General features: G+C 61.0%; 22 protein-coding genes. 6 read left to right on the forward strand and 16 right to left on the reverse strand.

Translation table 11 applies throughout. The features are described 5' to 3' along the window. Positions 1-75 precede the first annotated feature (75 nt). Both LIY45_RS10480 and LIY45_RS10485 read left to right on the forward strand, forming a co-directional pair. On the forward strand, positions 76-1,161 hold the full coding sequence (locus LIY45_RS10480) for a DUF1615 domain-containing protein (RefSeq protein WP_226476250.1): 1,086 nt from the start codon (positions 76-78) through the stop codon (positions 1,159-1,161). Between the two features lie 93 nt (positions 1,162-1,254). Next, on the forward strand, positions 1,255-1,674 hold the full coding sequence (locus LIY45_RS10485; protein WP_226476251.1) for a PaaI family thioesterase: 420 nt from the start codon (positions 1,255-1,257) through the stop codon (positions 1,672-1,674). Between the two features lie 60 nt (positions 1,675-1,734). On the opposite strand, the gene LIY45_RS10490 is transcribed toward LIY45_RS10485, so the two are convergent. Genes LIY45_RS10490 through LIY45_RS10500 form a run of 3 tightly spaced genes read right to left on the reverse strand, consistent with a single transcriptional unit; the run spans position 1,735 to position 4,317 of the window. Then, positions 1,735-2,916, reverse strand: coding sequence for an acetyl-CoA C-acetyltransferase (locus LIY45_RS10490; RefSeq protein ID WP_226476252.1), 1,182 nt, complete (start codon positions 2,914-2,916; stop codon positions 1,735-1,737). An 11-nt stretch (positions 2,917-2,927) separates the two neighbouring features. Next, positions 2,928-3,587 carry a CoA transferase subunit B gene (locus LIY45_RS10495; protein ID WP_017475483.1) on the reverse strand — a complete coding sequence of 220 codons (660 nt, stop codon included), beginning with the start codon at positions 3,585-3,587 and terminating at the stop codon, positions 2,928-2,930. A gap of 31 nt (positions 3,588-3,618) precedes the next feature. Beyond that, positions 3,619-4,317, reverse strand: coding sequence for a CoA transferase subunit A (locus tag LIY45_RS10500; protein WP_063031241.1), 699 nt, complete (start codon positions 4,315-4,317; stop codon positions 3,619-3,621). 133 nt (positions 4,318-4,450) lie between these two features. On the opposite strand from LIY45_RS10500, the gene LIY45_RS10505 reads away from it, so the two are divergent. Continuing rightward, the gene (locus LIY45_RS10505; protein ID WP_093198416.1) at positions 4,451-5,359 is read left to right on the forward strand and encodes a LysR family transcriptional regulator; all 909 of its coding nucleotides are present in this window, start codon (positions 4,451-4,453) and stop codon (positions 5,357-5,359) included. A gap of 63 nt (positions 5,360-5,422) precedes the next feature. Here the strand turns inward: LIY45_RS10505 and LIY45_RS10510 are convergent, their stop codons facing one another. The 6 genes from LIY45_RS10510 to LIY45_RS10535 form a co-directional block, all read right to left on the reverse strand. Beyond that, positions 5,423-5,752, reverse strand: a complete 330-nt coding sequence (locus LIY45_RS10510; protein ID WP_063031237.1) for a hypothetical protein — start codon at positions 5,750-5,752, stop codon at positions 5,423-5,425. Positions 5,753-6,378: 626 nt separating this feature from the next. Continuing rightward, positions 6,379-7,227 carry an NAD-dependent protein deacetylase gene (locus tag LIY45_RS10515; RefSeq protein WP_226476253.1) on the reverse strand — a complete coding sequence of 283 codons (849 nt, stop codon included), beginning with the start codon at positions 7,225-7,227 and terminating at the stop codon, positions 6,379-6,381. 14 nt (positions 7,228-7,241) lie between these two features. Continuing rightward, entirely contained in the window at positions 7,242-7,682 is a 441-nt protein-coding gene (locus LIY45_RS10520; RefSeq protein ID WP_226476254.1) for a CBS domain-containing protein, read from the reverse strand. Positions 7,683-7,816: 134 nt separating this feature from the next. Continuing rightward, positions 7,817-9,766, reverse strand: coding sequence for a DNA topoisomerase III (locus LIY45_RS10525; protein ID WP_226476255.1), 1,950 nt, complete (start codon positions 9,764-9,766; stop codon positions 7,817-7,819). Between the two features lie 234 nt (positions 9,767-10,000). Then, positions 10,001-11,623 carry an MFS transporter gene (locus LIY45_RS10530; protein WP_226476256.1) on the reverse strand — a complete coding sequence of 541 codons (1,623 nt, stop codon included), beginning with the start codon at positions 11,621-11,623 and terminating at the stop codon, positions 10,001-10,003. Positions 11,624-11,687: 64 nt separating this feature from the next. Further along, entirely contained in the window at positions 11,688-13,331 is a 1,644-nt protein-coding gene (locus LIY45_RS10535) for a GMC family oxidoreductase N-terminal domain-containing protein (protein WP_226476257.1), read from the reverse strand. Between the two features lie 130 nt (positions 13,332-13,461). Here LIY45_RS10535 and LIY45_RS10540 point away from each other — a divergent pair, with 130 nt between their 5' ends. Beyond that, positions 13,462-14,352 (forward strand): LysR family transcriptional regulator, encoded by an 891-nt coding sequence (locus tag LIY45_RS10540; protein ID WP_010172253.1) that lies wholly within the window; start codon positions 13,462-13,464, stop codon positions 14,350-14,352. Here LIY45_RS10540 and LIY45_RS10545 read toward each other — a convergent pair. From LIY45_RS10545 to LIY45_RS10565, 5 genes are all read right to left on the reverse strand, one after another. Continuing rightward, on the reverse strand, positions 14,349-16,208 hold the full coding sequence (locus LIY45_RS10545; protein WP_226476258.1) for a DUF3857 domain-containing transglutaminase family protein: 1,860 nt from the start codon (positions 16,206-16,208) through the stop codon (positions 14,349-14,351). The genes LIY45_RS10540 and LIY45_RS10545 overlap by 4 nt on opposite strands. Positions 16,209-16,358: 150 nt before the next feature. Next, positions 16,359-17,456, reverse strand: coding sequence for a DNA alkylation repair protein (locus tag LIY45_RS10550; protein WP_226476259.1), 1,098 nt, complete (start codon positions 17,454-17,456; stop codon positions 16,359-16,361). A 50-nt stretch (positions 17,457-17,506) separates the two neighbouring features. After that, positions 17,507-18,853: a glutamine synthetase family protein gene (locus LIY45_RS10555; RefSeq protein WP_226476260.1), complete on the reverse strand. Its 1,347-nt coding sequence runs from the start codon at positions 18,851-18,853 to the stop codon at positions 17,507-17,509. 11 nt (positions 18,854-18,864) lie between these two features. Next, positions 18,865-19,422 carry an XRE family transcriptional regulator gene (locus tag LIY45_RS10560; RefSeq protein ID WP_017475471.1) on the reverse strand — a complete coding sequence of 186 codons (558 nt, stop codon included), beginning with the start codon at positions 19,420-19,422 and terminating at the stop codon, positions 18,865-18,867. Between the two features lie 225 nt (positions 19,423-19,647). Continuing rightward, positions 19,648-19,980 (reverse strand): LemA family protein, encoded by a 333-nt coding sequence (locus LIY45_RS10565; protein WP_226476261.1) that lies wholly within the window; start codon positions 19,978-19,980, stop codon positions 19,648-19,650. A gap of 160 nt (positions 19,981-20,140) precedes the next feature. Here LIY45_RS10565 and LIY45_RS10570 point away from each other — a divergent pair, with 160 nt between their 5' ends. Next, complete coding sequence (locus LIY45_RS10570; RefSeq protein ID WP_017475469.1) at positions 20,141-20,449, forward strand: RcnB family protein; 309 nt, start codon at positions 20,141-20,143, stop codon at positions 20,447-20,449. A gap of 154 nt (positions 20,450-20,603) precedes the next feature. Then, the gene (locus tag LIY45_RS10575; protein WP_226476262.1) at positions 20,604-21,788 is read left to right on the forward strand and encodes an MFS transporter; all 1,185 of its coding nucleotides are present in this window, start codon (positions 20,604-20,606) and stop codon (positions 21,786-21,788) included. Between the two features lie 23 nt (positions 21,789-21,811). On the opposite strand, the gene LIY45_RS10580 is transcribed toward LIY45_RS10575, so the two are convergent. After that, positions 21,812-22,081 carry a DUF1652 domain-containing protein gene (locus tag LIY45_RS10580; protein ID WP_003211585.1) on the reverse strand — a complete coding sequence of 90 codons (270 nt, stop codon included), beginning with the start codon at positions 22,079-22,081 and terminating at the stop codon, positions 21,812-21,814. A gap of 11 nt (positions 22,082-22,092) precedes the next feature. Then, the gene (locus tag LIY45_RS10585; protein WP_003211583.1) at positions 22,093-22,344 is read right to left on the reverse strand and encodes a CsbD family protein; all 252 of its coding nucleotides are present in this window, start codon (positions 22,342-22,344) and stop codon (positions 22,093-22,095) included. Positions 22,345-22,472: the final 128 nt, after the last annotated feature.

Raw genomic sequence — 22,472 nt, forward strand, 5'->3', positions numbered from 1 at the left:
GGGGTCGGCGAACCCCGGTTAGACTTACCGGTCGATATCTGCCAAGACTGCCCCACCGTCACCCAAGGAAGCCCCATGCATTCATCCCGCCTGATCCTGTGCCTCACCACCTTGCTGGTGCTGGCCGGCTGTTCCAGCCAGCGCACCCCGCAATTGCCCGAGCGCAGCGAAGCCGAGGTAAAGGCGCAGATCGTGCGGCTGATGCCGGCCAGCGTGCCGGATCGTGGCGGCTGGGCCCAGGACATCTACACCGCCTTCAATACGCAGAAAATCTACCCCAGTACCGAAAACATCTGCGCCGTGCTGGCGGTGACCGAGCAGGAGTCCACCTACCAGGTCGACCCGCCGGTACCGAACATGGGCAAGATCGCCCAGGACGAAATCCTGCGCCGCGCCGCTAAAGTCCACGTGCCGGCGGTGCTGGTGCGCACGGCACTGCAACTGCGCTCGCCCACGGGCAAGTCCTACGCGGAGCGCTTGAGTGCTGCGCGTACCGAGCGGGATTTGAGTGGGATCTTTGACGATTTCATCAGCGTCGTGCCCTTGGGCAATACCCTGTTTGGCGGCTTCAACCCGGTGCATACCGCAGGCCCGATGCAGGTCAGTATCGACTTCGCGCAAAAGCAGGCCCGGGATTATCCCTACACCGTGGATGGCAGCATCCGCCGGGAAGTGTTTACCCGTCGAGGCGGCATGTACTTTGGCGTCACCCATTTGCTGGGCTACCCGGTGCACTACGACCAGATGCTGTTCCGCTTCGCCGACTTCAATGCCGGTTGGTACGCCAGCCGCAACGCCGCATTCCAGGCAGCACTCAGCCGGGTCTCGGGCACGAATCTGGCGCTGGACGGTGACCTGATCAACTACGGCTCCTTCCTGCCGGGCACCACTGAGCTGGCAGTACGCTCCCTGGGCAAGGCGCTGGACATGCGCAACCCGAGCATCCGTAGCCAGCTGGAGCAGGGCGAGCGCCTGGATTTTGAAGACACCACCCTGTACCAGCGTGTGTTCGCCCTGGCCGACAAGGCCGCCGGCAAACCGGTGCCACGGGCGATCCTGCCGGGCATCGTGCTGAAAAGCCCGAAGATCACCCGCAACCTCACCACCGCCTGGTTTGCCAAGCGTGTGGATGAGCGTTATCAGCGCTGCATGAAGCGTTAGGCTTATCGCAAAGGATTTGCCGGGTTGATGTTGATGGTCCGGATGGCCGCGGTGGGATACACCTCCGGCCTTGTCCCCAAGGAAGAACCTGACATGACTGCCCATGCCATCCCCGAAGGCTTTACCCCGCTGCGTCGCAGCAGCCCACTCCTGGACCTGCTTGGCCCGGTGTATAGCAGAGGTGAAGGCTTGCAGCTGGAAATCGGCCTGCGCGCCGACAACCGCCACGCCAACGGACGCGGCACCGTGCACGGTGGTGTGCTGGCCACCCTGGCGGATGTGGGCATGGGCTACGCCATGGCGTTTTCCAGCGAGCCGCCGCTGCCGTTGATCACGGCGAGCATGACCCTGGACTATCTCGGCGCGGTGCAGGTGGGGGAGTGGCTCGAGGTGCGGCTGGAGCACCACAAGCGTGGACGGCAGATAGCGTTTGCCACGGTCAGCGTGCAGGTCGGGGAGAAGGTGGTCGTGCGGGCAAATGCGGTGTTTGCGGTGCCCCAGGTGCGGGACTGACCGATAAAGAAAAGGCCCGGTTTTCGTGGAACCGGGCCTTTTCCATGTTGCTCTTTGAAATCAGCTGCGTTCAAGGGCCAGGGCTACACCCTGACCGCCACCGATGCACAGGGTGGCCAGGCCTTTCTTGGCGTCACGCTTGATCATTTCATGCAGCAGGGTCACCAGTACGCGGCAGCCTGATGCACCAATCGGGTGGCCGATGGCAATCGCGCCGCCGTTGACGTTGACCTTCGACGCGTCCCATTCCAGCTCTTTGCCCACCGCCAGTGACTGCGCGGCGAAGGCTTCGTTGGCTTCGATCAGGTCCAGGTCGCCCAGGCTCCAGCCGGCCTTGTCCAGGCAGCGGCGGGTGGCCGATACCGGGCCAATGCCCATGATCGCGGGATCGACGCCGGCGTTGGCGTAGCTGGCGATTCGGGCCAGCACTGGCAAGCCGAGCGCTTTGGCTTTGTCCGCGCTCATCAGCAGCACGGCAGCCGCACCGTCGTTGAGGCTGGAGGCATTGCCGGCGGTGACGGTGCCGTCTTTCTTGAAGGCCGGCTTGAGCTTGGCCAGGGATTCGGCGGTGGTGCCGGCGCGTGGCTGTTCGTCCACGGCGAAGGCCACCGGGTCGCCCTTGCGCTGGGGAATCAGGATCGGTGTGATCTCATCGCTGAAACGCCCGGCTTCAATCGCCGCGGTGGCTTTTTGCTGGGAGGCGGCGGCGAAGGCGTCCTGGGCTTCACGGCTGATGCCGTACTTGTCTACCAGGTTCTCGGCGGTGATGCCCATGTGGTAGTCGTTGAACGCATCCCACAGGCCGTCGGTGATCATGCTGTCGATCATTTTTGCATGGCCCATGCGCAGGCCGGTGCGGGCGGCCGGCAATACGTACGGGGCCAGGCTCATGTTCTCCATGCCGCCGGCGATGATCACCTCGGCGTCACCGCAACGGATCGCTTGCGCGCCGAGGTGCAGGGCCTTGAGGCCCGAACCGCAGACCTTGTTCAGGGTCAGGGCCGGTACGGCGTGGGGCAGGCCGGCGAGGATCGAGGCCTGGCGGGCCGGGTTCTGGCCGCTGCCTGCGGTGAGCACCTGGCCAAGGATCACTTCATCCACGAGCGCGGGGTCGATGCCGGTTTGCTCCAGCAGGCGACGGATCACCGCAGCCCCCAGCTCCGGGGCCGGGATGCTTGCCAGCGAACCTTGGAAGCTGCCCACGGCGGTGCGGGTGGCAGCAACAATCACGACGTCTTGCATGGAATCTGTCCTCACTGGAAGTGCATTTCTGGAACGTGGTCCGGGACGATCAGTTTACCGGCTGTCTTGCTGACGATCTCTTCAACACTGACGCCAGGTGCGCGTTCCTTGAGGACAAAAGCGCCATTTTCGATTTCCAGGTAGGCCAGGTCCGTCAGCACGCGCTTGATGCAGTTGGCGCCGGTCAGCGGCAGGCTGCAGCGGCTCAACAACTTGGACTCACCGTCCTTGGACGCGTGGGTCATGATCACGATGATGTTCTCGGCACCCGCCACCAGGTCCATCGCGCCGCCCATGCCCTTGACCAGCTTGCCGGGGATCATCCACGAGGCGATGTTGCCCTGTACGTCGACTTCAAAGGCGCCAAGCACGGTCAGGTCGACGTGGCCGCCGCGAATCATCGCGAAGGACTCGGCCGAGGAGAAGATCGACGCGCCAATGCGCGCGGTGACGGTCTGTTTGCCGGCATTGATCATGTCGGCATCGATGGTTTCTTCCGTCGGAAACGGGCCCATGCCCAGTAGGCCGTTTTCCGACTGCAGCATCACTTCCATGCCTTCGGGGATGTAGTTGGCCACCAGGGTCGGGATGCCGATGCCGAGGTTGACGTAGAAACCGTCCTGCATTTCGCGGGCGACGCGTTGAGCCATTTGTTCGCGGGTAAGAGCCATTGTTTGTCTCCTTATTATTTGGGCTGGTGGATTATTTGCGGAGGGTGCGCTGTTCGATGCGCTTCTCGAAGGTGCCGCAAATGATCCGGTCGACGTAGATCCCTGGGGTATGGATATGCGCCGGGTCCAGCTCGCCCGGTTCGACGATTTCTTCGACTTCGACCACGGTGATCTTGCCGGCGGTGGCAGCCAGCGGGTTGAAGTTCTGGGCGGTGTGGCGGTAGATCACGTTGCCGAAGTGGTCGGCTTTCCAGCCTTTGACGATGGCGAAGTCGCCGGTGATGGATTCTTCCATCAGGTAAGGGCGACCGTTGAACTCGCGGGTTTCCTTGCCTTCAGCGACGGGTGTGCCGACGCCGGTGGCGGTAAAGAAGGCCGGGATGCCGGCACCGCCTGCGCGCAGTTTTTCGGCGAGGGTGCCTTGGGGCGTCAGGACCACTTCGATTTCGCCGCTGAGCAGTTGCTTCTCGAACAGCGCGTTTTCACCGACGTAGGACGCGAACACCTTGCTGATCTGCTTGCCTTCCAGCAGCAGGCCCAGGCCAAAGCCGTCAACGCCGCAGTTGTTGGAAACCACGGTCAGGTTGCGGGTGCCTTTGCGCTTGATTTCGGCGATGAGGTTTTCCGGGATGCCGCACAGGCCAAAACCACCCGCCAGCACCGTCATGCCATCTTCCAGGCCTGCCAGCGCCTCTTCATAGGACGCTACGCGTTTATCAAAACCTGCCATATGCACCTCTTTTATTGTGTGTGGGCCAGCCATATGAACCGAGTGTTGCGCCGACGGATTGATTTGTTAAGTTGTTTTTTAAGGTTGATTGATTTAAAAAACAGCATAGTCATCCGCCATCGGGAGAAGCTTCATGACAGTTAAACAGATGCGCGCCTTTCTTGCCGTGGCCCAGACCCTCAGCTTTGCGGCGGCCTGTGAGCGTTTGCATCTTTCCCAGTCGGCCTTGAGCCTGACCATCAAAGGTCTGGAGGAAGGCCTGGGCGGACGCTTGTTCAGTCGCAATACACGCAATGTCGCGCTGACCCCCGAAGGTGAGTCCCTGCTGCCCCTGGCCCGGCGCCTGATCGCCGATTGGGACAATGCCGAGGATGAGTTGCGCCAGCGTTTCACCTTGCAGCGCGGGCGGGTGACGGTGGCAGCGATGCCGTCGTTTGCCGGAAACCTGCTGCCGCCGATCCTGAAGATTTTTCGGGCGCGCTATCCCCAGGTCAACGTGACGGTGAATGACGTGATCAACGAGCAGGTGCTGGAAATGGTCCGCGATCGCCAGGTGGAACTGGGGGTGGCGTTTGAGCCTACGGAAAGCTCGTCGCTGGTGTTTACCCCGTTGTATGTGGATCGCTTTGTCGCGGTGGTGCCTGGTGACTCGGCGTTGGCGCGCCGGTCCGATATCGACTGGCACACCCTGCTGGAACAACCCTTCATCACCTTGCAGCGCCCCTCCACGGTGCGGGTGATGCTGGAAGAACACCTGAAGGCGCTGGACATGAAGCTGCCGGTGGCCCTGGAGAGCCATCAACTGGCGACGGTGGGCAAGATGGTTGCCAGTGGCTTGGGCGTCAGCGCAGTGCCGGCGTTGTGCGCGCGCCAAATGCAGGAAGCGGGTGCCCACTGCATCACCTTGAGCGATCCGGTGATTGAGCGGCCGATTGGTGTATTGACCAAGCCGGGGCACGAACTTTCGGCAGCGGCCCAGGCCATGTTTGATATTTTTTGCGATGAAGCGGGGAAGGGGCGTTTTCCGGCGTTGTTGCAATAACCGTCGGCCATAAAAAAGCCTGCTCGTTTAAGCGAGCAGGCTTAAGTAATCAGTGCGTAGTTATCAGCAGTATCTGTCGATCACTTTAACGTGCGAATGGCCTTTAAGGTTCTGCCACTCGGTATTAAGTGTATGAAAGACCTGCTCGATAAAGTTGCGATCAGCGGCGGCTTTCTTGCCGACATAACCCTGGCCGCGGCGGTACATCTTCAGGCGCGCTGCCAGTTCACGGTTATTCCTGTCGAACTCTTCTTCCACGGTATGGGGCGCCAGGCAGTCAATATGGACCTGGCCCGATTTACCAATCCAGAGGATATGGTCGTCGAGCGTGTCTTTCTGCGCTGCGAACATCTCAGCCAATTCTTCGATAGTTGGTTGGTTGTTCAGATTCATGTGTAAGCCCCTTGACCAGTTGGCGATCTTTAGTTGATCCATTAAAACTACTAAGTTGTCTCCGGCTCAGAAAACCGGGCGTCAGCGACTGTCTGCCGAATACGGGCAGGGTCTTGAACCGATGCATGTAGTCTTGCTGATGAACTGCTACGCAATGGTTTCATAACGAAGACAAGCAGCGTTTGAGCTCCTTGTACCGATCCTTTCGGGCCGGTCAGCTTCATCAATCTGCCTTGTGGGCAGTGCACATCCGGAAAAAACAGCTCGGCGGTCAGACGAGCTTGTTCAAAACGCGTGTTACTAACGCTCCCGATCCGGGAGACGCTTGAATCATGCAATTACAAAATGGTTACGTCAACGATTATGTAGTGATTATTTTTGTGCACTACATAAATCCCCGTAGGACGGGGGTGTGAGCGGAAAACGTGACTTGAGCGTCACTTTCCGTGCGGGCAGGTCGCGGGATCCGGGGGCTTTTTGTGGCGAGGGAGCTTGCTCCCGCTGGGGTGCGAAGCGCCCCCATCAGGCTGACTGCGGTGCTTCAGGAATCATTTGGTTGCCGGTTTTGGGGCTGCTGCGCAGCCCAGCGGGAGCAAGCTCCCTCGCCACAGAAAAGCAGGGTTGGGCTATCCCAGGCGTTCTGTGAGCAATGGCAACAAACGTTCGCAGGAGGCTTCGATCTTGAGTTGCAGCAACTCATCGCCCCGTGTCTTGCCCAGATTGATGGCAATCACGGGCTTGCCTTGCTCGACCATCGCCTTGCACAACCGAAACGCTGAATACGCCATCAGCGACGAACCCACCACCAGCAATCCTTCTGCGTCATCCACCGCCGCCATCGCCTTGGCGGCCGTACCCGGGGCGACGTTCTCGCCGAAAAACACCACATCCGGTTTCAACCGTTGCCCGCCGCAATGGGGGCAGCGGGGCACCTGGAAACGTCCTTCAAAGGCCGGGTCCAGCAGGGTGTCACCGTCTGGTGCCTGAACCGCGTCCACACCCGCTAGGTACGGATTCTCCGCTTCCATCTGGCGCTGGATCAGGTCCCGTTCGCTGGTCTGCTGGCAATCCAGGCACAGCACCCGATGCAGGCTGCCGTGGAGTTCGATCACCTCATGGCTGCCAGCCTGGTCGTGCAGGGTATCGACGTTCTGGGTGATCAGCCCGGTAATGCGCTGGCGCTGCTGCAGGGTGGCCAACGCGATATGCGCCGCGTTCGGCTGTGCGACACACACCCTTGGCCAGCCGAGCATCGCCCTGGCCCAGTAGCGGCGGCGGGCCTCCGGGGTGGCCAGAAACTCCTGGTACATCATCGGCGCCTTGCCCCGGCGCACGCCTTCGCTGTCGCGATAATCGGGAATCCCCGAAGAGGTGCTGATACCCGCACCGGTCAGCACCAGGAAGCGCCGTTCGGCCATGGCCCGGTGCAGGCTGTCGAGCTGGTTATCGACTTGATGTTGCAGGGTGTCGAGCATGGGGTCCCCAATGATTATTCGCCGCGAATGTACTGCTCCAGCTGTTTGATCAGGTCGGCCTGTTCGGCAATCGCTTCCTTGACCAGGTCGCCGATGGACAGCAGGCCAAGCAGTTCGCCATTCTCCACCACAGGTAGGTGCCGCAGATGTCGCTCAGTCATGATCGTCATGCAGGTCTCGACGGTTTGGTGAGTGTCGACGGTGATCACCGGTGAATTCATGATCTGGTGGGCTTTAGTCTCCGTCGAGGACAATCCATGGAGGATGACCTTACGGGCATAGTCTCGTTCGCTGATGATGCCCACCACCTTCCCATCCTTGAGCACTGGCAAGGCCCCGACGTTTTTCGAAGCCATCACGATCAAGGCCTCAAATACCGTATGGTTGTGGGGGATGGTGTGGACTTGCTGGTTTTGCTTGTCTTTGGACTTTAGCACTTGCGCAACGGTTTTCATGGAGGCCACTCCGGTGTTGTTATTGTTGGGAGGTTAGCAGGCCCTACAGAATCCTGGATGGCCTGCGGCAGGGCAAGGTCCAAAGCGGCATACATCCCGTCGAAAACGTCATTGTCGCGACTTTTTAGCGCCTCTCAGCCTTTGTTTGCCGGTTTCGCCGCCCGCTTCGGGGCGGTGGCCGTCTTGCGCTTGGCCGGTTTGCGTTTGTTTTTCCACGGTGTGGTACCCCGTCCTGCCGGGCTGGCCGGGCCGCTGATGGTCAGGCGCATGCCGGTGCAGCGGGTGACTTGCTTGCTCATCCAGGCCGCCTGTTTGGCGACGAACTCCTCCAGGCTCATCTCACCGCTTTGCACCATGTCCAGTGCCTGCTCCCAGATGGCCGTGGTGCCAGGGTCGGCGATTGCCCGGGGCACCGCATCAATCAGGCTGAACGCGGCAGGCGTTGCCGACAGCGCCTTGCCGTTTTTCACCAGGTAACCGCGATCCAGCAGGCCCTGGATGATCCCGGCGCGGGTGGCTTCGGTGCCGATCCCGGTGGTGTCCTTGAGCTTTTGCTTGAGCAACGGGTCTTCCACCAGCTTGGCGACGTTTTTCATTGCCTTGATCAGGTCGCCTTCGGTGAAGGGCTTGGGCGGCTGGGTCCACAGGTCCTTGAGGTTGACCTTGGCCACCGCGTAATCCTGGCCTTGAACCAGTTTTGGCAAGGACTGCGGCGGGGGTGCTTCACGGCCCTTGGCCGGCGCCAATGCTTCCGGCAATGCGCGTTTCCAGCCAGGTTCCACGATGACTTTGCCGACTGCCCGCAGGGCTTCACCGGCGCAGTCGAAGTCTGCCTGGGTGCGGTCGTATTCGTGGTTGGGCAGGAACTGTGCGAGGTAGCGCGCGCGAATCAGGGTGTACACCGCGCGATGCTTGCCGGTCAGTTGCCCGACATCCTTGCCGGCGCCGGTGGGAATGATGCCGTGGTGCGCGCTGACCTTGGCGTCGTTCCAGGCCCGTGAGCGGCGTTGTGGGTCCATGTGCGGCATCAATGCGTTCACCGCCGGATCGGCCCGGCCCAGCGCCGCGAGGATTTTCGGCGCGTCGCCGTGCTGGCTCAGGGGCAGGTAGCCGCAATCGCTGCGCGGGTAAGTAATCACCTTGTGGGTTTCATAAAGCGACTGCGCAACATCCAGGGCTTCCTGGGCGCCGAGGCCGAGCTTTTTCGAGCAGATTTCCTGCAGGGTGCCGAGGTCGAAGGGCAGGGGCGCCACGTCGCGCATGCGCTCGGTACGCAGTTTGACCAGCCGCGCACTGGCGGCGTTGCTCATGGCGTCGGCGGCGTCCCGGGCAAGCTGCGGATTGAGGCAACGGCCCTGATCGTCACAGGCATCTTCGGTCGCGCGCCATTGCGCAGTGAAGGTGATGTTGTCGTGGAGCAGGTCCACATCGATGGCCCAGTAGGCGACGGGTACAAAGTCGGCAATGCTGCGGTCGCGGTCTACTACCAACCGCAGGGTCGGGGTTTGTACACGCCCAACCGGCAACACACCCTGATAACCGGACTGTTGGCCCAGCAGGGTAAACAGGCGGCTCATGTTCATCCCGATCAGCCAGTCGGCGCGGGAGCGGCCAAGGGCCGAATGGTAGAGGCTGAAGGTTTCTGCACCGGGCTTCAATGAGGCCAGGGCCTTGCGGATCGATGCGTCGTCGAGGGCCGAGAGCCACAGCCGCTGGATGGGACCGCGATAACGGCAGTGCTCCACCAGCTCCCGGGCGATCATCTCGCCCTCACGGTCGGCATCGGTGGCGATCACCAATTCCTGGGCTTCCCCCAGCAGACGCTTGACCGCCTTGAACTGGCTGGCGGTCTTGGGCTTGACCAGCATCTTCCACTTTTCGGGGATGATTGGCAGGTCGGCCAGTACCCAGCGCTTGTACTTGGCGTCGTAGCTGTCGGGCGGGGCGGTTTCCAGCAGGTGGCCGATGCACCAGGTCACCGTCACGCCTGAACCCAGCCAACAACCGTCGCCACGCCGGGTCGCGCCGAGCACGGCGGCGATATCCTTGGCCTGGGACGGTTTTTCACAGAGGAACAGCCGCATGGTCACCACATTCGTTACGAAATTGAATGGGGAGCAGGATGGGCAATAAATCAGAATTGGGCAACTTTTATCTGGATGGATATACAGCAATTTGTGTGTCTGGTGCTAAACCCAATGTGGGAGCCGGCTTGCTCGCGAAAGCGGTGTGTCAGCACCAGACTTGTTGGCTGACCCACCGCCTTCGCGAGCAAGCCCGCTCCCACACTGAATCTCCAGCGTCAGCCGGATCGAAGTTTAGTTATTGTCGATATCCACGTTCCTGGTCTCTTTCAGGCAAATCAGCCCGACGATCAGGCTCACCCCGGTAATCACCACCGGGTACCACAGCCCATAGAAGATATCCCCGGTGTACACCACCAGCGCAAACGACACCGTCGGCAGGAACCCGCCAAACCAGCCGTTACCAATGTGGTAAGGCAGCGACAACGAGGTGTAGCGGATGCGCGTCGGGAACAGCTCCACCATCAGCGCCGCCAGCGGGCCGTAGCACATGGCGGCGATCAGGATCAGTGCGACGATCAGCACCACCACCATGGTTTTGTTGACCTGCGCCACGTCAGCCGATTGCGGATAACCCGCGAGGGTCACCGCGCCTTTCAGGGCGGCTTCGTCGTAACCATCGATACGCACATCACCTACGCTCACCTGCACCGCACTGCCGGCCGGAGCGGCGGCGCTTTCGTACGGCAGGCCCTGTTTCACCAGGAAGGTCTTGACCTTGTCGCACGGGCTGTCAAAACGCGCCTTGCCCACCGGGTCGAACTGGAAGGTGCAGGTGGCTGGATCCGCCAACACCGTGATCGGTGACTGGCGGCTCGCGTGGTCCATCGCCGGGTTGGTGTAGTGGGCCAGCCCCTTGAAGATCGGGAAGTACAACGCGGTGGCCAGCAGCAGGCCGACCATCAACACCGGCTTGCGCCCCAGTTTGTCCGAGAGCCAGCCGAAGAAGATGAAGAACGGCGCGCCAATCACCACGCTGATGATCAGCAGCATGTTGGCCAGGGCCGGGTCCATCTTCAAAAACTGCGTGAGGAAGAACAGCACATAAAACTGCGCGGCATAGAACGTCACGGCTTGGCCGGCGTTGATGCTGAACAGCGCAATCAGCACGATCTTGAGGTTTTCCCATTTGCCGAAGGATTCGCGGATCGGCGACTTGCTGGCCTTGCCTTCCTCTTTCATTTTCAGGAACGCCGGCGACTCGTGCAGGCTCAGGCGGATCCAGGTGGAGATGCCCAGCAGCACGATCGACAGCAGGAACGGCAGGCGCCAGCCCCACACTTCAAACTGGTCGCCGGTGAAGTAACGGCACGCCAGCACCACCAGCAGCGACAGCAACAGGCCGAGGGTCGCGGTGGATTGAATCCAGCTGGTGTGGAAGCCGCGTTTGCCCGCCGGTGCATGCTCGGCCACGTAGGTGGCTGCACCGCCGTACTCGCCGCCCAGCGCCAGGCCCTGGAGCATGCGCAGTGCCACGAGGATGATCGGTGCGGCGATGCCGATGCTTGAATAGGTGGGCAGCAGGCCCACGCAGAAGGTCGCCAGGCCCATCAGGATGATGGTGGCGAGGAAGGTGTACTTGCGCCCGATCATGTCTCCCAGCCGACCGAACACCAGGGCGCCGAACGGGCGCACTACAAAGCCGGCCGCGAAGGCCATCAGGGCGAAGATAAACGCCGTGGTGTCGTTGACCCCGGCAAAGAACTGCTTGCTGATCACCGCCGCGAGGGCGCCGTAGAGGAAGAAGTCATACCACTCGAACACCGTCCCGAGGGAGGAGGCGAAGATGACTTTCTGCGTGTCGTTGCTCGAGCGTGCGCCGAGCGCCGGGTCCAGGGGTTGAGCGTGTTCTGACATTGGGTAGCCCTCACAGTGATTATTTATTGTTGTTCCACTGTCGGCGCCGAATCGGCGCCGCTGTTCAGATTGCGGTGACCAGTTCTTTCTCCGGGGCGAGGCTCCTTGTGTTCGGCGAAAGGATAAGCTGCGCGGCTTTTTCCGCGATCATCAGCGTGGGTGAGCAGGTGTTGCCTGACGTGATCCGTGGCATCACTGACGCGTCGGCGATGCGCAGGCCGGGAATACCGTGCACCCGCAGTTGCGCGTCGACCACGGCGTCCTTGTCGCTGCCCATGCGGCAGGTGCCCACCGGATGGAAAATCGTGGTGCCGATGCGGGCAGCGGCCTCTTGCAGTTGTTCGTCGGTTTGCAGTGCTTCGCCGGGCAGGTATTCCACCGGGTTGAACTGTTTCAGGGCCGGCGCCGAGACGATGCGGCGGGTCAGGCGAATGGCGTCGGCGGCCACTCGCAGGTCTTCCGGATGGCTGAGGTAATTGGGGCGGATCAGCGGCGCGTCTGCCGGGTTGGCCGAGCGTATGTCGATGCGGCCACGGCTTTGCGGACGCAGGTCACACACCGAGGCGGTGAAGGCTGGAAAGGCGTGCAGCGGTTCGCCGAAGCGCTCCAGGGACAGCGGCTGTACGTGGTATTCGAGGTTGGCCGAGGTCTGCTCCGGTCCGGAGCGGGCGAACGCGCCAAGCTGGCTGGGGGCCATGGACAGTGGGCCGCTGCGGTCGTACAGGTAACGCAGGCCCATGCCCATCTTGCCCCACACGGTACCCGCGATCTGGTTCAGGGTGCGGGCGTTTTCCAGCTTGTAGATCAGGCGCAGTTGCAGGTGATCCTGCAGGTTGCCACCGACGCCCGGCAACTCGTGCAGCACGTCGATACCCAAGGGCTTGAGCACACTGAAAGGGCCGATGCCGGAGCGTTGCAGGATGCCGGGCGAACCGACGGAGCCGGCGCACAGGATGATTTCCTTGCGCGCACGCCACGTGACTGGCTGGCCCTGCTGGCGAGCCACCACCGCCGCTGCGCGGCCGTTCTCCAGCAGTACGCGGTCGACTTCAACTTCAGTCATCACCGTCAGGTTGGGCCGCTGGCGGATCGGCTTGAGAAACGCCTTGGCCGCATTCCAGCGCACCCCGGATTTCTGGTTGACCTGGAAGTAGCCGCAGCCTTCGTTGTCGCCCTGGTTGAAGTCGCTGATGCTCTCGATTCCACTCTGCTGCGCCGCATCGCGAAACGCATCGAGGATTGGCCAGTGCAGACGCTGTTGTTCAACCCGCCATTCACCGCCGTCACTGTGGAACGCCGAGGCGCCGGCAAAATGGTTTTCGCTGTGCTTGAACAGCGGCAGCACGTCCTTCCAGGCCCAGCCGGGATTGTCCTCGGCCCAGCCGTCATAATCCCGGGCCTGGCCGCGCATATAGATCATGCCGTTGATCGACGAACAACCGCCCAGCACCTTGCCCCGTGGGTAGCTCAGCGCACGGCCTTGCAGGCCTTCCTGGGCTTCGGTCTTGAAGCACCAGTCGGTGCGCGGGTTGCCGATGCAGAACAGGTAGCCGACGGGAATATGGATCCAGGGATAGTTATCGCGGCCGCCGGCTTCAAGCAGCAACACGCGATGGGCAGGGTTGGCAGACAGTCGATTGGCCAGCAGGCAGCCTGCGGGGCCGGCGCCTACCACCACGTAATCGTATTCAGCAGCTGCAGAATGCATCTGTGACCTCGCTTGTTTTTCTTATTGGCTCCATCGTAGTTGTTAGTTTTCGTCTTAAAAATGTTAGTTTTTACCCAGCTGCTGTGCGTTTTTAGACAGCGATGCTTTCAAGGTGGAGAGCGGAGGCGATATGTTCGACTGGAATGATCTGCGGTTCTTTCTTGAGTTACAGCGTAGCGGACGCCTGCTCACCGCGGCGCAACGTTTGAAAACCACCCACGCCACCGTGGCCCGGCACATCGAGGCCATCGAGAAGAGCCTGGGCACCGCGCTGTTCGTGCAGCACGCACAGGGCTACGAACTCACGCCTTCCGGCGAAGCCCTGCTCAAACACGCCGAAGCCATGGAAAACGTGGCACTGCTGGCCGAAGAAGAACTGACCCATTCCGCCGCGCCCCTGGGCAAGATCCGCCTCGGTGTTGCCGAGGGTTTGGGTGTGATGTTCCTGGCCAGTCGCATGGGCGGCCTGTTCGAACGCTACCCGGGCCTGGAAGTGGAACTGCTGGCGGTGCCGCGCTTCGTCAGCATCCTCAACCGCGAAGCGGAAATCAGCATCCACCTGGAACGCCCCAGCGTCGACCAACTGGTGACCCGCAAACTCACCGACTACCGCCTGGCCCTCTACGCCAGCCGCAGCTACCTGGACCGCACGCCACCGATTGAAAAGCGCGAAGACCTGGCGGTGCATGCCTGGATCGATTACGTCGACGATTTGCTGTTCAGCCAGGAACTGAAATTCCTCAGCAGCTTCTGCCGCAACCCCAAAGTGGTGTTCCACAGCACCAGCGTGATCGCCCAGCACCAGGCCGCGCGCTCGGGGTTGGGGATTGCCGTGTTGCCGTGCTTCATGGCCGCGAGCGACCCGGACCTGGTGCCGCTGCTGCCGGGTGAGAGCATCCAGCGCAGTTACTGGATCAGCTCCCGGCGCGAGTTGCACAAGTCGGTAAGGTTGCGGGTGTTGTGGGATTACCTGGTGGAACTGTGCGCGCGGGAGCAAGGGGTTTTGTTGGGGGAGGGTTAGAGCTTCACCACCTGATGCACCTGCTCCCCACAGGCCCGGATCTCATTGATCATCTTTTCAAACGGCGCACTGACAATTTCATCGTGGGTCAGCCAGCGTATCTTCTGCACCAGGAGGTAGTGATAACGCCATTCGCCCTTGACGCGTTCACCCGTGAGGTCCAGGTCGTACCACGGCGAGCGAACCTGGCAGGCCTTGATGTCCTTGTCGATCTGCCCACCCGACAGGGCGATGGTGTAATCCAGCGTCTCGGGGTTGCCTATGTACAAGTCGGCCAGTTGCCCGTTGCGGCGGTAGTTGAGCAGTCCGTCCCATTTCTCCTGCAGCAAGGCATCGTTGTAGACGTGGTCGTTGCCCAGCGGTTCCAGGGGCCGCATGTCCGTCAGGGTGGCGCTGACCTTGTAGCTGGCCGGGATCAGAAAGGCCGTGGCGGGGCGCTCGACCTGGCAGTCGGTGATCTGTTTGCCGAAGTTGTCGCAGATGTTCTGATCGCTGGCGGTAGCGCCTTGCTGGCGGTCGGCGAGGCTCAGTTGCATCAGCGGCATGCCGCGAAAATCAACGGTGGCCGAGACGCGGGCGGTGCCCTGGGCGTCGAAGCGTTCCTGCTTGTCGAGGATCAACGTGGTGGCGGCGGGTTGCAGCGGAATGTGCTCTTCACGTACCTGGCCCTCGGCGTTGGTCACCAGCACCCAGCGGTCCTGGATGTCGGGCAGGGTCTGGCCTGGGGCGAAGACCGGGTTGGTCGGGTCCAGCCACCACACCTGGCCATCGACTTCGGCGCGGACAATGGCGTGGTTCGGTGCGCCGGTGCCGGGAATCAGCAGCGGGTTGACCACATCACCTCGGCTGACCCACGCGGGTTCGGCCTTGATTCCGCTGGCCTTGAGCATGGCCGCCAGCAATGTCGAAAGGTCTTTGCAGTCGCCGTAGCCGTGCTGTTCGATCTCCGCCAGGCTGAAGGGGACATAGCCGCGCTCCGAAGCGCGCCAGTCGCCCAGGTAACGGTAGTGGTCGTTGATGTGCTGCATCAGGCCGGCCACTTGTTGCGCTGGCGGCAGGCCACGAACGGCGGCCACGGCGGCGGCGCCCTGGGGCGGCAGCTTGGCGCTGAGGATCTGGTTGTAGCGTTCGGCAAAATTGCCGAAGTACTGCTGGCGCTCCAGGGAGCTGCCGACTTCGATACGCGGTGTGTGGCGTATGTAGGCGTTGGCGGATTCGTTGATGTAGCTGAGGTAGGTCGGGGCCTTTTGCACCACGTCCAGGGTCTTGCGATTGGCCGATGGCGTAATGCTGAAACCCTCCATCAATTCGCTGCGCCACTCGATCGGCCGCTCGGCGGTGAAGCGTGCCTTGAAGTGGTCGCGCCGTGCGGCGCTGGGGCCGAACTGCAAGGCGTAGTAGAACTCGGTCATCAGCGGTTTGGCGGGATAGTGTTCGCGCACCGTGTAGCGGATTTGCGTGCCCACCCGCAGGTTGGGGAATGCCAGCGAGGTCTGTTTTTCCCGGGAGAATCCCTGGTCAGGATTGGGGGCGGTGCGGGTATCGATTTGTGCCTGATCCAGGGGCACCGGTTTGCCGCCGGGCTGGGTGGACTCGGCCTTGAGCAGTTCGAAGCCGTCCTCTTCCTGATAGTTGAAGTCGATCCGCGAGAGCATTTCCCGGCCGCTTGGCTTGAGGATGGTGTAGTGGTAGCGCGTGGTGCAGTCGACGCTGGCGTCGCGGTTGAAGTGGCAATGCAGCTCGGTGTCACTGGCCAGCGGGGCTTCGGCCATCGGTTGCAGGGCGGCAAACGCGCTGTGGCTGGCAAGCCCCCAGCTGATGCAGATCAGGGGACGGTAAAACGAAAAACGGAGCATGGGCGCCTCAGGTGGAACATTGACACAAGTACCCAACGGGTACCGAGAAGGCGCCAGATGATAATGGATCGCAACACGAATGCCTAGCATTGTCCGACAATTATTTTCGCTGAAAGGCCCGAGATAGAGCCTTTGTTAATGTTTTAATGATTATTTTGCGAGCTCAAACTCGACACTTCCCAGTCGTTCCCCGTTCACCAACACGTGCACCGCGTGCTTGCCGGGATAGTGTTTGCGCGTGGTCAATTCACGAATATGTTGGCCACGGCTGATGGCGTGATGTTCCCCGGCGCCCAAGGTAAACGCCTTGAGCTTGAACACCTTGGACGTGCTGTGACCGGCGCTTTTCACATAGTCGATGGCGTAGTCCACCACCAGCTTTTGCGAGGTGTCGGCGATGGATTCCAGGCTGAAAGAGAGGTTGATCCGGTCGCCCAGGTTAATCACCGCCGGCTCAACCTTGAGCTCATGGAGCTTCACCTCGGCCTTGGCGCCCGCCCCCATGATCGTCAATGCCCGGGTGTTGCCTTGCTTGATCAGGCTGCGCAAGGCGTGGCGGGCGATCCAGGCGGTGTGGGGATTGTCCAGGGACCAGCCTTCAATCAAGGTCAGCACCCAATCAGGATGGTCCTTAGTGATGTCGTTAAGGTGGTTGGCCACCGACTTGCGCACGTAGAGGCTGCTGTCGGCCTTGAGGTTATCGAGGATCGAGGCACACAGGTTCGGGTCGGCCTGCACCTCGCCCAGGCGAAACGACCACGGCAGGCGTGGCCGTGAACCTTCGCTGGCGAGGCGTCGTACGTGTTCGTTGTCATCCAGCGACCATTGCTGCATCACCGCCAGGGTGCGCTTGAAATCCTTCAGCAGAAAATGCCGCACGGCAAACTCGGCGGAGCCGAAGGTGGTGAAGTACTTGAGCGCCGCCATGGAACGCTTGAAATCATCGCCGCCGTAGCTGGCGACGTAGTGGGGCAGGAACAGGCTGACAAAGGCGCTGTTCAGCCGGGGGGCCAGGGCATACAGCAACTTCAGCGTTTGGGGGTAATCCAGCGGGATCACGGCGTGCAGGCTTTCGCTGACCCGCGCCATGCGCTGCATCACCGACAGATCCGCGAGCCCGGCCTTGGCGTGTTTGAGAAAACCCTTGGCGTCGAACGCCGGGTACACCGCCGTCATTTCGGTGGCGATGTGTTGCAGGCGTTCGGCGTTGAAGATTTCCTTCAGGGCCGGGGCGCTTTGGTCGGTCATGGGCAAGTCCGCGGTTAGCCAGAGATGCCCACGAGGCTAACCATCAGTACCTAGAGATACCAGCGATATTCCCGCGCATGAATTTCCTGCTGGAATGCCAGATGGTCCTGGCGTTTGTTTTCGCAATACACGTCGACAAACTCGGCGCCGAGGCCTTCACGCAACGCTGGCTGATGTTGCATGGCGCGCACTGCTTCGAGCATCTCCAGGGGGAAATCCGTGCCGCTGTTGCGGTCTTCGTTCAGCGGTGCGATGGGTTCTTTGGCCGCCTCAAGACCCTGTTCAAGCCCCACCAGAATCGCCGCCAGCACCAGGTACGGATTGGCATCGGCACTCGCCAGGCGATGTTCGATACGCAAGTTGCGCGGGTCGGATTCAGGGATGCGCACACACGCGTCGCGGTCCTCATAACCCCAGCACGCGCGGGTGGCCGCGTTGACCGTACCGCCGAGCCGGCGGAAGGCGTTGTGGTTGGGCGAGAAGATCGGCATGCAATGGGGCAGCAGTTCCAGGCAGCCAGCCACCGCGTGGCGCAACGGTTGCTGCTGGTGGGCCGCCAGCAGGTTATTACCCGCCGCGTCGTACAGGCTGACGTGCACATGCATGCCGCTGCCGGGGTGTTGCAGGTAAGGCTTGGCCATGAAGCTGGCGCGATAGCCGTGCTTGAGGGCCACGCCACGGGTGCTGCGGCAGAACAGGGCGGCCCAGTCGGCGGCGCGCAGACCGTCGTCCAGGTGGCCGAAATTGATCTCGAACTGGCCGGGGCCGAGTTCGGCGGTGATCACCGTGATGTCGATGCCCTGGGCCTTGGCAGTTTCCACCATGTCATCCAGCACCGGCGCAAAGCGCGACAGGCGTTCGATGTGCAGGTTGGGCTGGTCGTCGGCGTCATCGCTCAATGGGTCACGGGCGAATTGTGGCAGGCCGTCGCTGAGTTTTTTATCGAACAGGTAGAACTCCAGCTCAAACGCGACCACCGGGTGAATGCCCTTGCGGTGCAGGCGCTCCAGCACTTTGGCCAGCACTTCCCGGGGTTCGAATTCGATGGGCGCTTCGGTGCCGTCGGAGGTGATCAGCATTTGCCCCAGGGGCTGCGCTTCCCAGCTCACCGGCTTGAGGGTACCGGGTACCAGGCGGCGATTAGCGTCCGGGTCACCGTCGTGAAAGCAGTAGTCGCCAATCTTGAACAGGCCGCCCTGGGCACCCAGCAGCACCGCGTTCTGCGGTAGCTTCAAAGGGCTGCCGGCGGCGACTTTTTCCAGCATGTCCACCGGGTAGCGCTTGCCGTAGAAATGCCCGGGAATGTCCAGGGCAATCAGGTCGACATAACGCACATCGGGATGGTTCTGGCGAAAGGTCCGGACTTCGGCCAAAAGCGTGGCAGCATGGCTTTTCACGGGTGTTGCTCCTAGTTGTAGACCCACAGCACACGGGCGGGCAGGTCGGTCAGGTTGCCGTAGCGGCAGTGGGCAAAACTGGCCAGGTGGAAGCTGTCGCCGGGGCCCAGGGTGACCGAGTCGGCCTCGCCCTCGACCCACAGCGTCAACTCGCCTTCCAGTACATAACCAGCCTGTTCGGCACGGTCGCTCATGGTCTGTTCGCCACTGTTGGCGCCGGGGGCCAATAGACTGTCGAGGATCGAGAACGCGCCGTGCATGCTCGGCGACACCAGGATGTCGGTGATGCCATTGGCGTAATACACCGTGCGCCGTTCGTTGGGGCGGGTCACCCAGTCCAGCGCCTTGGGTTTGGACAGGCTGTAGAAATAGGTGGTGGGCACCCCGAGGGCGTGGCTGATGGCGGTAAGGTCGGCGACGGTAGGGCGCGACAGGCCGCGTTCAACCTGGGACAGGAAACCCACGGAACGCTCGATCTTTTGCGCGAGTTGCGCCAGGGTGAGCTTCTTGTGCTTGCGCAGGTCGTGAATCAGGATCGCCAGGGCGTCGAGTTCTTCTTGCTTGTCCATGGGCGCTTCGTGAAATTCTTATCGAGAAATTTCATGAAAAATTACAGGATTAATTTCACAAGGGCAATGGGTATGCAGTTGGTGGATCATGATCGTTCCCACGCTCTGCGTGGGAATGCACTGTGTGACGCTCCGCGTCACCACGGCGCCGGGCTTGAAAACGTGCATGGATGGGACGCGGAGCGTCCGGAGCGGCATTCCCACGCAGAGCGTGGGAACGATCATTCAAAACCCCGACAGGCTGACATCATCACGATGCCCCAGCAGCTCGGCCACCACCGACGTCGGCGACTTGTGCTTGTAGGTGTTGTAGTTGTTGACCGAGTCGTGGAAGAGCTGGCGGGTGAACGCGACACGGCTTTCCAGGCTGGCGATTTCTGCGGTGGGTAACGAGGCGTTTTGCGCCGCCGCCAATTGTTGCTCGGCCTCCTTGAATTGGCCGAAGGCTTTTTTGCAACGATCGAGCAGCGCCACCAGCTCTCGGTAGGTGCCGTAAACGTAAAGCGCGAGCAAGGTGACAACAGTCACGAAAATGATGATGACGTGGGTACCAGTCATTGGACTTCCTGAGCAGCTGGAAAAAAGAACCAATCTTATCTGATTAATCGCCGCCTCGGTCGCTGCCCGTCCATCCGTCCGCCGCTTCAATCACTTCGCTGAATGATTCTTCACGGCTGCGGTCGGAGTCTTTACGCGTCATTCATTGAAGGAAGTGCCCATGAAGTCCAGATCCCTTGTTGCCTGCCTGCTGGTTGCCGCGAGTCTGTCCGCCGCCAGTCTTACCGTCCAGGCCGCTGATACTCCGCAAAAAACCGTGCAGCCTTCAAACATCAATACCCGTGACCTCAAGACCGGCGACCGCGCGCCAGACATTCTGATGCGTAAGGAATCGGCCATTGCCGACTGGAAGAAACACGGCCTGAAGCAGCCGGAAGAAGACAGCCAGTGGGCCCGGGTTAACGACAAGTACGTGTTGCTGAAAACCACCAACGGTACGATTCTCGACATCACACCGGTTAAAAAATAAAGCGTTCAGCGGGATGAAGGACCGCGTCCTCATCCCGCTGCATTTGATTTTTGCATAAATGCATAAATCAGCATTTTTCCTTTTTGTTTTGCGTTAAGGTACTTCCGTTTGCGGGCTGCAATGGCCCCGTTACCTCGACCAGAATGAGAGCAGGATGCTTGCAACAATAAGAAACTACCCACGTACCGTGAACCTGCTGCTGTCGGCCACGCTGATCCTCACGCTAGCCAAAGCCATCACGTTTCCGTATCTGGTGATCTACCTTACTAACCACTTTGCCCTCGACATCAGCCAGGTCGGCCTGGTGATCGGCAGCTCATTGATCGTCGGTTCGCTGCTGAGTGTGTATGGCGGTTTCCTGGTAGACCGCATCAGCAGTTACCGGCTGTTGCTCAGCTTGAGCGTGGTGTTTGCCCTGGGGTTTATCGGCACGGTGCTGGCCCGGGAAATCTGGTCGTTCTACAGCTGCCTGATCCTGATCAACCTGGCGTACGCGGTGATCGATATCGCGATCAAGTCCGGGTTTGCCAGCCTGTTGCCGGAGGATGAACGCAGCGAAGCGTTTTCCATCAAGTACACCCTGACCAATATCGGTTACGCCGTAGGGCCGTTTTTTGGCGCGATGATAGCCAAGCTCGATATCAGCTTGCCGTTTATCCTGTCGGCGGTTTTGGGCCTCGGATTTTTCCTGCTGTATGGGCGTTGGGGCGATCGCACGTTGGCCACTGTCGACACCACGCAAAAGCCGGTGTCATTCCTCGCCGTGGGCCGCGTACTGCTGCGGGATCATCGGCTGGTGTGCTTTACCATCGGCGGGCTGCTGAGTGCCGTGGTGTTCGGCCAGTTCACCGCGTACCTGTCGCAATACCTGGTGACTACCACCACCGCTGAATACACCTACACCATCATCAGCGCGGTACTCACCACCAACGCCGTGTTGGTGATTGCCCTGCAATACGCGATTGGCCGGAGGATTTCCCACCGTTACCTGAGCCAGTGGCTGATCTTCGGCCTGGGCATGTTCATGCTGGGAGTGATCGGTTTTGCCCTGGCGAGCAACGTGTGGTGGTGGATAGTGGCGATGGCGATTTTTACCGTGGGTGAAATCGTGGTGTTTCCGGCCGAGTACATGTTTATCGACCGCATCGCCCCGGACCATCTGCGGGGCATGTATTACGGCGCGCAAAACCTGTCCAACCTCGGCGCTGCCCTGGGGCCGGTGTTGTGCGGGCTGGTACTGGCCAGCCTGCCGGCCCACTACATGTTCTACATGTTGGCAGCGTTTATCGTCGGGGGAGGGGTGTTCTATTTTATCGGGGCGTCGTTGAAGGCACGCTAACTGCTGTAGGAGCGGGCTCGCTCCTACAAAGGGCGCAGGGGTAGGTCATCCAGCCTGAGTTTGCCGACGGTGTTGCTCTGCAATTCGTAACGCAACTCGTCGACCATCTTTTCCACTTCCTGCGGGGTCTGCAGCTTGTTGACGCTGATCCCGGTGACCACCAGGTCCACCCGGCCGCTTTCGGCATCGAAGACTTTGAGGGTCAACGAGGCGTCACGGCACAGGGTGAACTCGCAGGTCAGGGGCGACAGGGCCTCTTCGATGCAGTTGCGCAGTTGGGAGAGCGTAAACATTAGGGCTCTCCTCAGCGACGACGCAGCAACAGGCCCAGCAGCAGGCCGACACCGGCGACAATCGCTACGGTAGCCAAGGGTTTTTGCTTGGCAAAGTCGCCAACGGTGTCCAGCGCATCACCGTAGGTTTGCTGCAATTGGCCAGCGGCCTGGCGGGCCACACCTTCGGCCTGGAGACGTTCGTCACCGGTCAGATCACCCAGAAAACCTTGAGCCTTGCCGGCCACTTTTTCGACGGCGCCTTTGACTTGTTCGCTTTTCATGATGGATTCCTTAAAGGGCATGACATCTCAACAGCACAGGACCCAAAGCCCTGTGCCCACTCTTCAAGGTTAAGCAGTGCATCCCCGCGCAATAAGGCGAATTTGCACCGGTCGCACTAGTGCATTTG

The sequence above is a fragment of the Pseudomonas sp. MWU16-30323 genome, assembly GCF_020515595.1.
Taxonomy (GTDB): domain Bacteria; phylum Pseudomonadota; class Gammaproteobacteria; order Pseudomonadales; family Pseudomonadaceae; genus Aquipseudomonas; species Aquipseudomonas yamanorum.

Excerpts from the sequence above, each read along its gene's own strand:
- LIY45_RS10480 (WP_226476250.1), top strand. The coding sequence starts at position 76 with ATGCATTCATCCCGCCTGATCCTGTGCCTCACCACCTTGCTGGTGCTG.
- LIY45_RS10485 (WP_226476251.1), top strand. The coding sequence starts at position 1,255 with ATGACTGCCCATGCCATCCCCGAAGGCTTTACCCCGCTGCGTCGCAGC.
- LIY45_RS10490 (WP_226476252.1), bottom strand. The coding sequence starts at position 2,916 with ATGCAAGACGTCGTGATTGTTGCTGCCACCCGCACCGCCGTGGGCAGC.
- LIY45_RS10495 (WP_017475483.1), bottom strand. The coding sequence starts at position 3,587 with ATGGCTCTTACCCGCGAACAAATGGCTCAACGCGTCGCCCGCGAAATG.
- LIY45_RS10500 (WP_063031241.1), bottom strand. The coding sequence starts at position 4,317 with ATGGCAGGTTTTGATAAACGCGTAGCGTCCTATGAAGAGGCGCTGGCA.
- LIY45_RS10505 (WP_093198416.1), top strand. The coding sequence starts at position 4,451 with ATGACAGTTAAACAGATGCGCGCCTTTCTTGCCGTGGCCCAGACCCTC.
- LIY45_RS10510 (WP_063031237.1), bottom strand. The coding sequence starts at position 5,752 with ATGAATCTGAACAACCAACCAACTATCGAAGAATTGGCTGAGATGTTC.
- LIY45_RS10515 (WP_226476253.1), bottom strand. The coding sequence starts at position 7,227 with ATGCTCGACACCCTGCAACATCAAGTCGATAACCAGCTCGACAGCCTG.
- LIY45_RS10520 (WP_226476254.1), bottom strand. The coding sequence starts at position 7,682 with ATGAAAACCGTTGCGCAAGTGCTAAAGTCCAAAGACAAGCAAAACCAG.
- LIY45_RS10525 (WP_226476255.1), bottom strand. The coding sequence starts at position 9,766 with ATGCGGCTGTTCCTCTGTGAAAAACCGTCCCAGGCCAAGGATATCGCC.
- LIY45_RS10530 (WP_226476256.1), bottom strand. The coding sequence starts at position 11,623 with ATGTCAGAACACGCTCAACCCCTGGACCCGGCGCTCGGCGCACGCTCG.
- LIY45_RS10535 (WP_226476257.1), bottom strand. The coding sequence starts at position 13,331 with ATGCATTCTGCAGCTGCTGAATACGATTACGTGGTGGTAGGCGCCGGC.
- LIY45_RS10540 (WP_010172253.1), top strand. The coding sequence starts at position 13,462 with ATGTTCGACTGGAATGATCTGCGGTTCTTTCTTGAGTTACAGCGTAGC.
- LIY45_RS10545 (WP_226476258.1), bottom strand. The coding sequence starts at position 16,208 with ATGCTCCGTTTTTCGTTTTACCGTCCCCTGATCTGCATCAGCTGGGGG.
- LIY45_RS10550 (WP_226476259.1), bottom strand. The coding sequence starts at position 17,456 with ATGACCGACCAAAGCGCCCCGGCCCTGAAGGAAATCTTCAACGCCGAA.
- LIY45_RS10560 (WP_017475471.1), bottom strand. The coding sequence starts at position 19,422 with ATGGACAAGCAAGAAGAACTCGACGCCCTGGCGATCCTGATTCACGAC.
- LIY45_RS10565 (WP_226476261.1), bottom strand. The coding sequence starts at position 19,980 with ATGACTGGTACCCACGTCATCATCATTTTCGTGACTGTTGTCACCTTG.
- LIY45_RS10570 (WP_017475469.1), top strand. The coding sequence starts at position 20,141 with ATGAAGTCCAGATCCCTTGTTGCCTGCCTGCTGGTTGCCGCGAGTCTG.
- LIY45_RS10575 (WP_226476262.1), top strand. The coding sequence starts at position 20,604 with ATGCTTGCAACAATAAGAAACTACCCACGTACCGTGAACCTGCTGCTG.
- LIY45_RS10580 (WP_003211585.1), bottom strand. The coding sequence starts at position 22,081 with ATGTTTACGCTCTCCCAACTGCGCAACTGCATCGAAGAGGCCCTGTCG.
- LIY45_RS10585 (WP_003211583.1), bottom strand. The coding sequence starts at position 22,344 with ATGAAAAGCGAACAAGTCAAAGGCGCCGTCGAAAAAGTGGCCGGCAAG.